Origin of the sequence: Winogradskyella sp. (genome assembly GCF_013213975.1) — a bacterium.
Lineage (GTDB): Bacteria > Bacteroidota > Bacteroidia > Flavobacteriales > Flavobacteriaceae > Winogradskyella.
In genome coordinates, this window is sequence record NZ_JABSST010000039.1 from 17512 (window position 1) to 31798 (window position 14287).

At 34.2% G+C, this 14287-nt stretch carries 13 protein-coding genes; 9 read left to right on the plus strand and 4 right to left on the minus strand.

The window, feature by feature from the left end:
• Positions 1 to 12: 12 nt before the first annotated feature.
• From HRU49_RS07660 to HRU49_RS07675, 4 genes are all read right to left on the minus strand, one after another.
• Positions 13 to 1098 carry an efflux RND transporter periplasmic adaptor subunit gene (locus tag HRU49_RS07660; protein WP_296355802.1) on the minus strand — a complete coding sequence of 362 codons (1086 nt, stop codon included), beginning with the start codon at positions 1096 to 1098 and terminating at the stop codon, positions 13 to 15.
• A gap of 51 nt (positions 1099 to 1149) precedes the next feature.
• Positions 1150 to 3489, minus strand: coding sequence for a TolC family protein (locus HRU49_RS07665; RefSeq protein ID WP_296355804.1), 2340 nt, complete (start codon positions 3487 to 3489; stop codon positions 1150 to 1152).
• Between the two features lie 106 nt (positions 3490 to 3595).
• Positions 3596 to 4021 (minus strand): hypothetical protein, encoded by a 426-nt coding sequence (locus HRU49_RS07670; RefSeq protein ID WP_296355806.1) that lies wholly within the window; start codon positions 4019 to 4021, stop codon positions 3596 to 3598.
• A gap of 419 nt (positions 4022 to 4440) precedes the next feature.
• Entirely contained in the window at positions 4441 to 4920 is a 480-nt protein-coding gene (locus tag HRU49_RS07675; protein WP_296355808.1) for a hypothetical protein, read from the minus strand.
• Positions 4921 to 5002: 82 nt separating this feature from the next.
• Here HRU49_RS07675 and rsgA point away from each other — a divergent pair, with 82 nt between their 5' ends.
• The 9 genes from rsgA to rlmN form a co-directional block, all read left to right on the plus strand.
• Positions 5003 to 5953: a ribosome small subunit-dependent GTPase A gene (gene rsgA / locus HRU49_RS07680; RefSeq protein WP_296355810.1), complete on the plus strand. Its 951-nt coding sequence runs from the start codon at positions 5003 to 5005 to the stop codon at positions 5951 to 5953.
• Positions 5950 to 6402, plus strand: a complete 453-nt coding sequence (gene dtd / locus HRU49_RS07685) for a D-aminoacyl-tRNA deacylase (RefSeq protein WP_296355812.1) — start codon at positions 5950 to 5952, stop codon at positions 6400 to 6402. The genes rsgA and dtd overlap by 4 nt, the downstream gene beginning before the upstream one ends.
• A gap of 85 nt (positions 6403 to 6487) precedes the next feature.
• Positions 6488 to 6856: a hypothetical protein gene (locus HRU49_RS07690; protein WP_296355814.1), complete on the plus strand. Its 369-nt coding sequence runs from the start codon at positions 6488 to 6490 to the stop codon at positions 6854 to 6856.
• Positions 6857 to 6871: 15 nt separating this feature from the next.
• Complete coding sequence (locus HRU49_RS07695; protein ID WP_296355816.1) at positions 6872 to 8392, plus strand: hypothetical protein; 1521 nt, start codon at positions 6872 to 6874, stop codon at positions 8390 to 8392.
• Between the two features lie 49 nt (positions 8393 to 8441).
• Entirely contained in the window at positions 8442 to 10460 is a 2019-nt protein-coding gene (locus HRU49_RS07700; RefSeq protein WP_296355818.1) for a transglutaminase domain-containing protein, read from the plus strand.
• 2 nt (positions 10461 to 10462) lie between these two features.
• Complete coding sequence (locus tag HRU49_RS07705) at positions 10463 to 10789, plus strand: nucleotide pyrophosphohydrolase (protein ID WP_296355821.1); 327 nt, start codon at positions 10463 to 10465, stop codon at positions 10787 to 10789.
• 28 nt (positions 10790 to 10817) lie between these two features.
• Entirely contained in the window at positions 10818 to 12047 is a 1230-nt protein-coding gene (locus tag HRU49_RS07710; RefSeq protein WP_296355823.1) for a 3-phosphoshikimate 1-carboxyvinyltransferase, read from the plus strand.
• Between the two features lie 70 nt (positions 12048 to 12117).
• Entirely contained in the window at positions 12118 to 13167 is a 1050-nt protein-coding gene (gene queA, locus HRU49_RS07715) for a tRNA preQ1(34) S-adenosylmethionine ribosyltransferase-isomerase QueA (RefSeq protein ID WP_296355825.1), read from the plus strand.
• A gap of 89 nt (positions 13168 to 13256) precedes the next feature.
• On the plus strand, positions 13257 to 14287 hold a 1031-nt coding region (gene rlmN, locus HRU49_RS07720), incomplete at its 3' end, for a 23S rRNA (adenine(2503)-C(2))-methyltransferase RlmN (RefSeq protein ID WP_296355828.1).

Consider the following 14287-nt stretch of genomic DNA (forward strand, 5'->3'; position numbering starts at 1 on the left):
CCGTCGTATTTGTTATTGAAGTTTTACTTCTTGGCCATCCAGTAAGGTTTGTAAACCAGCAGTGGCTATTTTTTGCCCCGCAGATAATCCAGATTTTACTTCAAAACCTTCTGAGGTTAAATTGCCAATATCTACTCCATGTTTTTTAACTTTTAAATGATCTCCATCAGTTTCAATTAAAAAGACAAAGCGACCATTACTATCTTCACCAACTGCATTGGCTGGAATAACTAAAGTTGTATTTGTTCCATTACGTTTGCCGAAATCGAAAGTGACATTAGCAGCCATTCCACTTTTAATTTCTTCGCTCGGATTAGTGACTCTCACGCGGACGGGATATGTGGCCGAGTTAGCATCTACTGCTGGGGAAACTTCTGTTACACTAGCTTTAAACTCTTTTCCAGGAAGTGAAGCAAAATCAACATCTACATTCATATTCTCTTTTACTCCGTTAATGACGCTCTCTGGAATTCCTAATGTAATCTCCATATCAGATCCAGCATTAAGTGTCGCTACTGCTTGTCCTGGGCTAACCGTTTCATCAATCTCTGAATTAACCGATGCAATGACCCCATCCTCAGGTGCATAGATATAACCATAATTAATTTGATCTTGTTGAATGCCCACACCACGCTTGGCGGATTGAAAACTTTCTTGCGCTGTCTTGTAAGCATTTTTAGCAGATTCAAAGTCGCTTAAAGATGCACTCCCTTTTTCGAACAATGAACGCGTTCGGTTTAAACTTAATTTGGCTGTATTCATCTGTGATTCTGCGCTGTTGAGCTGGGTAATAGCCTGTTCATATGCCAATCGCGACTGCACATTATCGAGTTTTGCTAATAATTGACCTCTCTTAACTTTTTGACCGAGTTTAATATCAAATTGTGTGATCATTCCAGTATTTCTAAAACTTAAATTGATAATCTTATCGGTTTCTGCGGTACCACTAAAACTCCTGATTTTTTCGCCTCCTAAATACCCTATCTCTTGATACTTAACTGGTCTTATGAGTTTTTCGGCAACTTTTTCCTCATTATTGCAAGCGAAGAGCAATAAAGTTGTTAAAACTAAACTGAAAATTTTAAGTCCGTGTTTCATTTTGATTGTGTTTTGGTTTGGCTATAATTATAAGAGCCATTATGTAGTTTTTTAATTTCTTGAATTTAAAAATTCTAAAAAGCGTTGTGTAAAGGCATCATTACTCTCTTTACTATTTAGCAAAAAGTAATAACCTAAGAAGCGCTCTAGCTGCAATGCATTTATCAAATAATTATAAATTGCATTAGACCGATCTAGCTGCGCATTCAGATAATTATTTTGGGCATCAATCAATTGAATAATGTTAACAGCTCCACTCGAGTAAGCCGTCTGTGTTAGTTCTAAAGCTTCTTTAGCTGTTTCTTCAGACACCTGGGATAATTCAATATTAGAAATTTCATTGATTAGGTTCAACACACCATTTCTAACATTAGCTGCTATTGCTAACTCTGCATTCTCTTTATTAATGTTTAATTGATCCTTTTGAATTATTGCCGTTTGGCGATTGATGTTGGTAAGGTTTTGATTGAGAATAGGTATTGATATATTTAAGGCTACACTATAGTTATTGTCAATTAATGCAAATGGAGGCGACACAGTACTCCCTTTACCACGTCTATCAAAAACCTGATTGTATTGCCCTTGCAATGCAACTGTTGGTAAAAAACGACCTCCACCATTTAATCTTATACTACGTTCCGTAGCATCTAAATTATAACCTAAAGACTTAAGCTCTGGAGCATTATTTTTGGCTTCTTGAATAAGAAATTCCACAAATGGTTCTCTAGAAACAGGGTCGTCAACCAAGTCACGTAATTGGTTGTAGTTATAGTCACTAAATATACCTTCTCCTAATTCTGCGTCTTCTATATCTATTTCTGTATTTACAGGATTGTTGAGTAGTTGGTTTAGAGCAATAAAACTTTGTTCGAGTTGATTTACTGCTTGTACCATAGTTTGTGTGTTCTGAGCTAGCTGGCTACGAAAACGCAACATATCTGATTTTCCTGATTGTCCAGCTTCAAAGTTTTGTGTTGCAATTTCCAAGTTGCGTTTCGTGAGATCTAAATTCCGTAGCTGAATTTGTGCATTAGTTTTTAGAACGAGTACATTAAAATAAATGCTAGTAGCGTCGAAAATAAGGTCTAATTGATCGGTATTGAAATTTTCTTCTTGTACTTTCTGTAAACTTTTTTGAATAGAAATATTCGCATTAGCAGCTTCTGAAAAAACCATTTGCTGTAGACTGATTGTTCCAGCAGTTTGAAACTCTGGGTTTAGTCCGTTGCTTATTTCAGCTAAATTAGGATCTGTATAAGTACCATTAGCAGCAGCAGTAACACTTGGCAGATAATTACTTTTTGCGGCTTTTACATCTTGAGATGTTAAGTCCACATTTTTCTGTGCAGATTGTAATAAAAGGTTTTTATCTAAAACTTGATTTATAACTTCCAAGAGATTGAATTTCTCCTCTGATAGCGCATTTTCCATTGTACCAACAAAATCTGTATCTGTAATTAAACTATACTTTATGGGTACATTGGTAGCTTCAGCAGTATTGAAATTAATAGTCAGACGTGGCGTATATTTAATGTAAGTAGGTAATTCAGATAGGTTTTTTCCGTTAACATAAGCTTCGACACAAAGAGCGATTCTCCGAAAAAATTGATCTAAATTATCACTCGATTGATTCGTTGCCATTAGTCCTAATTCCACATCTTCAACTCTGGTGTTTGTGAAAGATGGTATCTTTTTTTGAATAAGGGTGGCGGCTAGGACTTTAATTTCATCTGAACTTAGAAAAAATCCTCCTGCAAGATAAGCTGCATCAATACCATCTAAATTAGAGATTATGTCTGATATGGTCTCATAGGGTATTAATTTGTAACGTGCCTGTAACTCCTGTAATTCTTTGTCAAATGTTTGTTTTATGGGAAGAATATCTATTAACTGAGACTCTATAATAATTCCAACATTTTCAAACCCTGTTAATTCTTTAAATTTTGTAAGGTCATCTTTAAACGATTGTGAATCTATTAAATAGGTAAAATTATCTATGCCTGAAGTGGTTTTGGTTAAATCTGCATCAACCATGTCCTTATTAACTGAACCAAATAATATTGTCGGTTTTAGATGTTGAGTTTGTCTACTCACAACCATATTATTAACAACTCCAAAAGCCAGTATAATATCGGTATCGTTACCCAAGAGAGTTTGATAATTTTGTTCTGCTTTTTGTAGATCGTAACCATTTACTAGAAAGTTCTCTGGTGGAAAATTAATAACAGCATCTTCACCAACTACCGCAATAATTTGAGATTGTAATTTTTTGACAATCGGCTTAAGTTCAGAGGTTCTGTTGTCTGATAATACACCAATATTATAGCTACTTTGCTGAGCCAAAAGAACAGTGCTTAGAATCAAGAAAAGTAAAGTTAGTTGGTTTTTCATAAGATAGTTAATTCGCTATTTTAAAGATAATAAAATTCAATCCCCTTTTTTAACGACAAAACGGATTAATTCTAATTGAAAAAAACGCACCGCAGGCGGGCTTTTTCTATTCTTCAATCCATTCCCAATCGTTTTTAAAATAGACCACTTTCATGATATTATTCCAGTTTTTTTTATGCAATTTAAACTGATCATCTGTTAAAATGGGTTCTATTCTAGAATTCATCTTAGTGACAAGTTTGGATAACTCAATTTTCATCTCTTCATCTGTAAAGTCTTTATCCTTATCATCGAGGCGCTGCATATCATAGACATAGTGCAACAGATACCTGTAATATTCTTCCTCTACATCTTCTGAAAGATTCATTGCTTTCGTTCTCTCGTAAAAGAGTAACTGTAAATTCGCTCTTTCCTCTACGGTCAATACCTCAACTTTATTTCTTTCTCTCTCGAGTTGCTTTTGCGATTGACTCATTAAGGTATTAAAAGTAAACACGAATATTAAAACAAACGTAAATTTAAAGGTTCCCATGGAATGTGTTTTTTGATTCTTTATCAAATGTAAAGGATATTTTTGGTATGAGCATTGAATATTTAGTTCATTTGTGGTTTTGTTTATGTGAACTACACGTTATTAGAGTTGAGCTAAATTGGAATATGAATTTGTCCAATTTTTAATGTCAATTGAGTATATAACGATGTGATCTCTTAGATTTTAATTGGGGTAATACACCTTTATTTTGTAATAAGATCGACTTAAAAGATCTTGTTTTTGTTTCATTAAAGAAGCCATCAAAATTTATGAGCAGTGTATTTGAGGATTTTTATCAGGTTTTAATTTTGCCGATGATAATGGGTAATTTATATTCTTCAGTTGGTTTAGAATATAATTAATGCTGCAAAGAAAGGCTCACTATTGTGAGCCTTCTAACGAGTAGAGAATATGGTTTGTTAGATACTTCTCTTGAATGTAAATCTCGTAACAAAAATTCCTTGACCGTCTTCTTTTCCTCCTTCACTTTCAACACCAGTATTAATGAATGCTAACTCCCATCCTTCGGCAACCATCGCATTTATCTTAGAAGTCATTAAGGCATCGTTCGACACAATATTTTGAAAACGAATACCACCTAAATTATAGAAGTTTAAAAGTTTAGTTTCTTCAAAATCTTTAACTCGGATTTCACTTCGGCTCGATTTATTACGCTTATCTTCCTTTTTATCACTAGACCTAGTAGACGTGTATGCCATGTAATCTTTGGTTTCATTAGAGGAGATCATACGGGATCTTCCTAGGCCATTTGGGACAATCGACTCAATTACCGTAACAACGGTGTATTCATACGTCGTTGTATTTTTTTCTCTATTAATAAAAGAAAACGAAACTAGACCAGTGAGTATTGCTACAGCAAATAAGAAATTTTTATTCATATGTCATGTATTTATGTTTTGTCTGGATAAAATAAATACTTTTTAGTTAAAAGTCGTTACTTTGTTGTTATTAAATTATTGAATGACAGGAACTGTTTATAAATCTACAGGAAGTTGGTATACCGTAAAGACTATGAACGGTAATTTTTACGAATGCCGAATTAAAGGTCGATTTAGATTAGATGGGATAAAAAGTACCAATCCCATTGCTGTTGGCGATAAAGTACAGTTTGAGTTAGAAACTAAAAATAATAAAGAGACAGGTGTCATTAACCGCATCGAAGAACGCCAAAATTACATTGTGCGTAAATCAGTGAATTTATCCAAGCAAACGCACATTATTGCATCCAATGTGGATCAGGTGTTTTTACTTGTTACTATCAATAATCCGCCAACATTTACGAGTTTTATCGATCGATTTCTGGTCACTGCGGAAGCCTATTCGGTAAAGACTATTTTACTTTTTAATAAAATTGATACCTGCTCGGAAGAGACCATACTTGAGGTTAAGTATCTAGCTAATATTTACAAAAAAATCGGTTATGAATGTATTGAGATATCTGCAAAATCTGGGCAAAATATAGATAAGGTTAAAAGTTTAATGTTGGATAAGGTTAGCATGTTTGCTGGCCACTCTGGAGTTGGAAAATCCACACTTGTAAATGCTATTGAACCTACGTTAGATTTAAAAACTAAAGAGATTTCCGAGCAGCACATGCAAGGTCAGCACACTACAACATTTGCAGAAATGTTTGATTTAAGTTTTGATGCTAAAATTATTGATACTCCTGGTATAAAAGGCTTTGGTGTGGTTGATATGGAAAAGGAAGAAGTTGGTGATTATTTTCCAGAATTTTTCGAACTTAAACAGCACTGCAAGTTCAATAACTGTCTGCATTTAAAAGAACCAAAATGCGCCGTTAAAGCCGCATTAGAAAATGATGATATATCCTATTCTAGATATAGAAGTTATCTTCAGATTTTAGAAGGTGAAGAGGAGCATTATAGAACCGATAATTGGGATAGCGAATGAAAGTAGTTATTCAAAGAGTGTTAGAGGCATCTGTTGTTATTAACAACCAAACTGTGGCTGATATTAAAAGCGGTTTACTCATTTTATTGGGAATAGTAAATGAAGACAGTACTGAGGATATTGATTGGTTATGCAAAAAAATTATAAATCTTCGCATTTTCCCAGATGAGAATTATGTCATGAATAGGTCACTTTTGGATGCTCAAGGTGAGATTATTGTAGTAAGTCAATTTACATTACATGCGAGCACCAAAAAAGGTAATAGACCCAGTTATAAAGAAGCAGCTAAGCCTGATGTTGCCATACCTTTATATGAGGCATTTGTGAGTCAATTACAATCAACTTTCGGAAAACCCATTCAAACAGGAGAGTTTGGTGCTGATATGAAAGTACATCTTGTAAATGATGGTCCTGTTACCATTATTATTGATTCTAAAAGTAAAGTTTAGTCAAGGGTATTTTTTTGTAGGCAAAATTATGGTAGTTTCAATTTTACTGCTATATTGTGTTAGCTATTAATTTTATGTACTCTTTATGCCTCGAATAAAAACTCCGCTTTTTTTTCTGATTTCTTTTGTTGTTTTTTTTCTACACTCCCAATCGGATATTGATTACAATGCCTTTTTAGTTCCTTCGGAATTAAAGACGAAAGCAAACGCCGTGGTCAGATATGAAAAAATGACTGTAGAAATAGTAGACTACAATCAAATTAAGGTAAATAAACAACGTATTGTAACAGTCTTTAATAAGTATGGCAATAGACATATTGATGCCGCAGAATACTATGATGATATGCGCGAAATTGAATATATGCAAGCGCGCATATATGATGAGATGGGAGAAGAAATAAAAAAGGTAAAAGAGAAAGATTTTACAGATGCAAGTGCTGTTAGCGAAATTTAAATTTATGAAGACTATATGGTTAATTATTTGAATTATATACCACTAAAATACCCTTATACAGTTGACTATACATCTGAGGTTATTTACAGCAGTACTGCATTTTTTCCAATTTGGGCACCATTAGACGATTTCTATGTGAGTTTACAACATGCAGAATATGAAATTATTAATACAGGTAATTTAGAATTAAAAACCAAAAAGACCAATTTTAGTAATTATACTATTGAGTCGCTTTCGGATCATCATTTTGTTGCTTCCAATGTTCCAGCGATTAAGTATGAAGCATACACACCAGATCTTAAAAGTTTAGTGCCTATTTACAAGGTCGCTATGAAAAGGTTCAGTATGGTTGGTGTCGATGGAGAAAATAATAATTGGGCCGATTTTGGTAAATGGATGTACGATCGCTTACTAACAGGAACAGATAAAATTCCGCAAACAAGAATAGATGAGGTGAGAGCACTTACAGCGGGCTTAGAAGACCCAATTGAACGTGCTAAGGTAGTTTATAAATATATGCAGGATAAAACCAGATATATAAGTATTCAAGTTGGTATAGGCGGTTGGAAACCTATGATGGCAAACGATGTAGATAAACTTGGATATGCGGACTGCAAAGGACTAACAAATTATACAAAAGCATTGTTAGAAGCCGTTGATGTACCATCATATTATACTGTTGTATATGGAGGTAATGCTATTCGAAGTATTGATAAAGAATTTTCTTCTATTGAAGGTAATCATGTGATATTATGTGTACCTCAGGAAGATGAAAATATCTTTTTAGAATGCACGAGTCAAACAAGTCCATTCGGATTTACAGCTGGTTTTACAGACGATAGGGATGTTTTACTCGTGAAACCAGAAGGTGGAGAAATTGTGCATACAAAAGTCTATGAGGCAGATGATAGCGTCCAGAAGACCAAAGCAACTGTAGTGATGAACGAAACGGGTAGTATTTCTGCTAAGGTTAATATTGCCACAACAGGATTTCAATATAACCTTCATGAGGGAATTGAAAATAAAACAGAACGGGATCAGCAACTATATTACAAAGAGTATTGGGATAATATTAATAATTTAAGAATTGAAGATATTGCTATTGATAACGATAAAGAAAACATTATCTACAACGAAAACATAGAGTTAAATTCAACCAATTATGCATCAAAGAGCGGTACACGACTTATTTTTCAACCTAATATTTTTAATAAAGTTACAAGTATTCCGCCGAGATATACCGAACGTCAATTAGAATTTAAAATAGACCGCTCTTTTAAAGATATTGATGAATTTATCATAGAGTATCCTGAGACACTTAAAATTGAGGCATTTACCGATAGTAAATCGGTTGAATCAAAGTTTGGTGTATACGAGTTTAAAATAGAACAACTTGATGGTAACAAGTTAAAGTATACTCGCACTTACATTCTAAACAAGGGAGACTATCAAAAAGAAGATTATAAGGCTTTTAGAGATTTTAGAAAGAAAATTGTTAAAAATGATAAGACAAAAGTCGTACTAGTTACAATATAATCTCATTGTATAATTTAAGAAACACAAAAAAAATCAATCACATTTATTTATGAAAAACTTAATTTCAACAATTTTTATCTTATTTGGATTTATCTTTATTAATAGTCAAAATTATGACTATGGTAAGGTTTCAAAAGCTGAATTAGAGGAGCAATTTCATCCATCAGATTCATCTGCAAGTGCAGCAATTCTTTATAGAAATGAAACAGTATCATTCTCCTACAGTCAAAACAATGGCTTCACTCAAGAAAAAGAAATTTTAATGCGAGTTAAAATCTATAATAAGGAAGGATTTGATTGGGCTAATAAGAAAGTTTACCTGTATAAAGGTGATAATGGAAATAATGAAAAAATCAATGGTTTAAAAGCTACAACCTATAATTTAGAGGGCGGAAAAGTTAAAAAGGAAAAATTAAAGGGTGATGGTGTTTTTAAAGAACAAGCTTCTGAAATATATGAGGTGAACTCATTTACCTTACCAAATGTAAAGGAAGGATCCGTGATCGAATATAAGTACTCCATTTTATCACCATTTGTAGTTTTAGATGATGTGGATCTTCAATTTAGTGTACCAGTTAAAAAGTTAGATGTTAAAATTGCAACGCCTCAGTTTTACAGATATAAAAAACGATTAAATAAAAGGGCATTTTATGTAGCTAGTTATACCGAAACTAAAAAAGATAAATCCGTAATTATTTCCCAAAAGGTGGCCAATAATGATGTAGTTGGCTCGGGCAGGTCAGTGTCAAAGAGTGAAATGAGGTATTATGATAATGTGGTAGTGGTTTCTGAGCATAATATACCTGCTCTTAAGGCAGAATCGTATGCAGGAACTATTAACAATTACAAAGCAAAATTAAGTATGGAGCTTGAAGCTCGAGTGTCATTGGATGATATAGTCGAAAAATCATACTCAACAAGTTGGGACCAAGTTTCAAAGAGTATATACGATAGTCGAAGTTTCGGAGGACAATTAGAAAAGTTTAGCTTTTATAAAGAAGATTTGGCTGCCTTGCTAGAAGGTGTGGATGATGATTATCAAAAGGCTTTTCTGATTGAAAATTTGGTTAAATCTAAAGTAAAGTGGAACGGAAACTACGGTAAGTATGCTCAAAATGGAATTCGTTCAGCCTACAAGGAAGGTCAAGGAAATGTAGCAGACATTAATTTACTCGTCACCTCAATGCTCAAATCTGTAGGAGTTAATGCTAATCCTGTTTTAATAAGTACGCGAAATAATGGAGTTCCGCTATTTCCTACTAGAGAAGGTTTTAATTATGTGATTTGTATGGTTCAAAGTGGTGGTTCTTATTTACTAATTGATGCTACGGAACCTTATAGTTCTGGGAATGTATTACCAGAACGTGTTTTAAACTGGCAAGGACGACTGCTATTGGATGGTGGTTCTTCGAGATGGGTAGATGTGAAACCAAACAAAAAGTCAGCAGAGTCTACCATGATTAATGTTACAATAGGTGACGATTTTATGGCTACTGGAAAGGTGAGAAAAAACTATACCTCATACCTCGCAATGAATTATAGAAAGCGTTATACTAATCTTAGTACTGACGATCATATTAAATCTCTAGAATCTGGTAAAGGCGCTATTGAAGTGAGTGAGTTGAGTTATGAAAACGCAAAGGATTTGAGTCAACCTGTTAAAATTACCTATGACTATGAATTATCTGATGGAATAGACGAAGTAGGTAGCAAACTATACTTTTCGCCACTATTATTTTTAGCTATGAAAGAGAATCCATTTAAACTAGATAATCGCTTATATCCAATAGATTTTGTAATTCCTTATGAAGATAAATTTATGGTGAGTATAATGATACCTGAAGGCTACAGTGTAGAATCACTTCCTAAAAGTGAAGCCATTTCCTTTAAGGAAGGAGATGTTAAATTTAATTATGTTTTACAAGGAAAAGGAAGCTCTTTGCAGTTAATGGTAAGATTAGAAATTAATAATCCAATTATTCAGCCTGTAGATTATGAGGATTTTAAATCATTTTTTAGTAAAATTGTTGAAAAGCAAGGTGAACAAATTGTCTTGACAAAAGCTTAAGAATGGATATAAAAAATGCGCAACAAGCTGTTGATGCTTGGATTAAAGAGCACGGTGTACGCTATTTTAATGAATTGACCAATATGGCGCAGCTTACAGAAGAAGTTGGTGAGGTGGCCAGAATTATAGCAAGACGCTATGGTGAGCAGAGTGAAAAAGAGAGTGATAAGGATAAGGATTTGGGAGAAGAATTAGCAGATGTTGTGTTTGTGGTATTATGTTTGGCCAACCAAACAGGAATTGATCTTCAGAATGCATTTGATAAGAAAATGGATGAAAAAACCAAACGCGATCACGATAGGCATCACAATAATGATAAATTAAAGTAGATTTGTAGCTTCAAAATAATTAGAATTAGTGAACATTCAAATTCTTAAGTCAGAAGTTGCCAATCGTCAATCTTCAATTACTATTACAGGATCTAAAAGCGAATCTAACAGACTGCTTTTATTGCAGGCCTTATATCCTGAACTTTCTATTGAAAACTTGTCTAATTCGGATGATTCAGTTTTAATGCAAAAAGCCTTAAGGTCTGATGCGCCTACTGTAGATATCCACCATGCTGGTACAGCGATGCGATTTCTAACAGCGTATTTTGCATCTCGAGAGAATAGAGAGGTTCTTTTAACAGGATCTTCGCGAATGAAAGAGCGCCCAATTGGTATTTTGGTAGATGCTTTAAGAACTTTAGGTGCCGAGATTAGTTATCAAGAGAATGAAGGATTTCCACCACTAAAAATAGTAGGGAAAAACATTGATAACTCCCAAGTAACTCTTAAGGCTAATGTTAGTAGTCAATATATTTCAGCATTATTACTTATTGCTTCACAATTAGGGCATGGGTTAGAACTTACACTTGACGGTAAAATTACCTCAGTGCCTTACATCAAAATGACTTTAAGTCTGTTGGAAGAAATAGGTGTAAACACAAGCTTTGAAGGTCAGGTAATTAAAGTTCTACCTCTTAAAGAAAAGCCTTTAGTTTCTTCGTTGACTGTAGAATCCGATTGGTCATCGGCATCTTACTTTTACAGCATTACAGCCTTAAGTGAAGAGGGTACTGAACTTACCTTGTCTGCTTATAAAAAAAATTCGCTTCAAGGGGATTCTGTACTCGTTGATGTTTACAAGGCATTTGGTGTAGAGACAACATTTGATAAGCATAGTATTACCTTAAAGAAATCTAATGTTCTCAATTCAGAAGCTATCATGAATTTAGATTTGGCTAATGCTCCCGATATTGCTCAAACCATAGCCGTAACAGCCTTTGGTTTAGGGTTAGAATGTTATATGGTAGGCTTACATACGCTTAAAATTAAAGAAACAGATCGTTTGGTAGCACTTAAAATAGAACTTGAGAAGTTAGGAGCAAATGTCAATATCACAGAGAATTCGTTGCACCTTTCGAAGTCCGATAAAATAAATCAAGGTGTGGCTATTGATACTTATAAGGATCATAGAATGGCAATGGCATTTGCACCATTAGGATTAAAAACCAATATCAATATCAATGATGCCGATGTGGTTAGTAAATCCTATCCTGATTTTTGGAAAGATCTTAAAGCTATTGGCTTCCAGCTAAAATAAACAGTCAATTACTTGACAAGGCCTATTCTGAGATTGTATATTTGCAACTTCAAAAAATAAACCAATTCGTATGAAATTATCACACTTTAATTTTGACCTTCCTGAGGAATTGTTAGCAGAACATCCAGCAGAGCATAGAGATGAATCTCGATTAATGGTTTTGGATAGAGCTAATCAAAAAATTGAGCATAAATTGTTTAAAGATGTTATCGATTATTTTGATGAGGGAGATGTTATGATTATGAATAACACCAAGGTTTTTCCTGCAAGATTATATGGTAATAAGGAAAAGACTGGTGCGAGAATTGAAGTCTTTTTATTAAGAGAATTAAACCAAGATCAGCGTCTGTGGGACGTTTTGGTAGATCCAGCTCGTAAAATTAGAATTGGTAATAAACTTTACTTTGGTGATGATGAAACATTAGTAGCCGAAGTCATAGATAATACAACATCAAGAGGTAGAACATTACGCTTTTTGTATGATGGATCGTATTCAGATTTCAGAAGAAAATTAACAGAGCTTGGTGAAACTCCGCTTCCAAAATATATCAAAAGAGATGTAGAACCAGAAGACGAAGAGCGTTATCAAACTATTTATGCTAAAAATGAAGGAGCGGTAGCTGCGCCAACTGCAGGTCTTCATTTCTCTAAACACCTATTAAAGCGATTAGAGATTAAAGGCGTTGATATGGCTGAAGTAACCTTACATGTTGGATTAGGGACATTTAATCCAGTTGAGGTTGAGGACCTATCTAAGCATAAAATGGATAGTGAGGAAATTGTAATTACCCAACAGGCTGCAGATATTGTTAATAATGGAATTGAAAATAAACGGCGCGTTTGTGCTGTAGGAACTACCTCTATGAGAACAATTGAAAGTTCTGTGTCATCCAACGGAAGACTTAATCCTTATGCAGGTTGGACAAATAAATTTATTTTTCCTCCCTACGACTTCAGTATTGCTAATTGTATGATTACCAATTTTCATACACCAAAATCTACTTTATTGATGATGATTTCTGCATTTGCTGGACATGATTTTGTTAAGCATGCTTATGAGGAGGCAGTAAAAGAAAAATATAAATTCTATTCTTATGGTGATGCCATGTTAATTCTATAGAATCAAAATAATATTAGTGAGAAAAGCCTCTGAAAAGAGGCTTTTTTATGGTATTAAAAATAGTACGCATTTGAGTAACTTTGCAACTCATGGAAGCTAAAAAGAAAGACATACGAGCTTTGACAAAAGATCAACTAAGAGACTTTTTTGTTAAGCGAGGCGATAAGGCTTTTAGAGGTAATCAAGTCTATGAGTGGTTGTGGCAAAAATCAGCACATAGCTTTGAAGATATGACTAATATTTCCAAGGCTACAAGACAAATGCTGATGGATAATTTTGTAATTAATCATATAAAGGTAGATCAGATGCAACGTAGCTCTGACGGAACTATTAAAAATGCAGTGAGACTTCATGACGATCTTATTGTAGAGTCTGTTTTAATACCAACACCAAGCCGAACCACAGCTTGTGTTTCTTCGCAAGTGGGTTGTAGTTTAGATTGTAAGTTTTGTGCAACGGCTAGACTAAAGCGTATGCGAAATCTTAATCCAGATGAAATTTACGATCAGGTTGTTGCTATAGATAATGAGAGTCGATTGTATCACGGAAGACCTTTAAGTAATATTGTTTTTATGGGTATGGGAGAACCACTCATGAACTATAATAACGTTTTAAAGGCTATTGATAAAATTACATCACCTGAAGGCTTAGGGATGTCACCAAAACGAATCGTTGTTTCTACCTCTGGTGTGCCTAAGATGATAAAAAAGATGGCAGATGATGAGGTGAAGTTTAAACTAGCGGTTTCACTACACTCAGCTATCGATGAGGTTAGAACCTCGATAATGCCATTTAATGCAACGTTCCCCTTAAATGACTTAAGAGAAGCTTTACAATATTGGTATTCAAAAACCAAGAATAGAATTACATACGAGTATGTAGTTTGGGATGGCATTAATGATCAACGAAAAGATGTTGATGCTTTAGTTGAGTTTTGCAAGTTTGCACCGAGTAAAGTAAACCTAATTGAGTATAATCCAATAGATGATGGCGAATTTCAACAGGCGAGTTCAAACGCATTCGGTAGGTACGTCAGTGTTTTAGAGGCCAATAATATTACCGTAACAGTGAGACGCAGTCGCGGTAAAGATATTGATGCAGCCTGTGGACAGTTAGCGAA